We start from the raw sequence: 947 nt of genomic DNA, 5'->3' as shown, positions 1-947 counted from the left end.
TGATTCATAATTATAAAAATCCTTATAGGTATGTAATTCGATCAAATTATAATCTCTTCCATCCACTTGTTTTAATAGAGGGGTATTATATAAAGCAGGCGTTTGGGATATTTTTTCAAAAGTGTAATCCTCATCAAAATCTAACTCTCCTAAAATCATCTTCCAGCATATTGGAATACCTGTAAAAGGAAAATCGTTTAAATGGCGAAACATAATTTCATTAGTATATTTACCGCTTGTTGTCTCATCTGTTATTATTGTCCCGAATTCATAAGAAATAGGTATTGTAAACCTTAAAAAAAAAGATTTATAAAAATTATATAATAAATTGAGTTTGCTCTCAGCTATAACGTTTTCATTAAATGTTAATTCAATAGACGTATTAGAGTATTTCTTATCATAATCTCTCTCATCTTTATATCCTTCGTCACTTAGTCTAGCAAAGTCTAAAGTTACATTTAAATTCCTCAAATATATTTTTATATTATTTTGTTTGTAAAGGTCTGATTTTATGAAACTAATTATTTTTTCAAGATTAAAAGAACCTTCCATAAACAACTCATATTCACCAGTTTGAATTGATTTAAATTCTAAAATCATTCTTTGAAAATCTCCTAAAAATTTATTTGAAAATATTTCTCTATAAAAACTTTCTTCTTGAACTATTTTATCTTGTTGTAAACCATTAAACAAGATGAAATTCTCTTTTATATTCATTTATATATTTGGTTTAAATAATTGTAATTGACCTTGATCATCAAGGTATTTAATTCTAATTAAAGGTCTATTCTTAACAAAAACTTTTACTTTCTTCTTTTTTGCTATATCATCGATCTTTTGATAAGCCTTCTCCGCCGCCATTCTAGCATTATCACCAGCTTTTTTACCTACTTTATGTTCAATAAAAATATAGTCCATTCCATTAAGAATAAAACTTTCAATATCTT

General features: G+C 25.7%; 2 protein-coding genes. Both read right to left on the bottom strand.

The annotated features are described in order from the left end of the window. Positions 1–717 (bottom strand): hypothetical protein (locus AVL50_RS16845; protein WP_157491372.1); only part of this gene is annotated, 717 nt, incomplete at its 3' end. Next, positions 718–947: hypothetical protein (locus AVL50_RS33375; RefSeq protein WP_172826863.1), on the bottom strand; the 230-nt coding region annotated here is incomplete at its 5' end. It lies immediately after the preceding gene.

This window comes from Flammeovirga sp. SJP92 (assembly GCF_001583495.1).
In the GTDB taxonomy this organism is placed as follows: Bacteria; Bacteroidota; Bacteroidia; order Cytophagales; family Flammeovirgaceae; genus Flammeovirga.
Note: the sequence above shows the minus strand (reverse complement) of the source record. Positions and strands in the feature narration are given on the sequence as shown.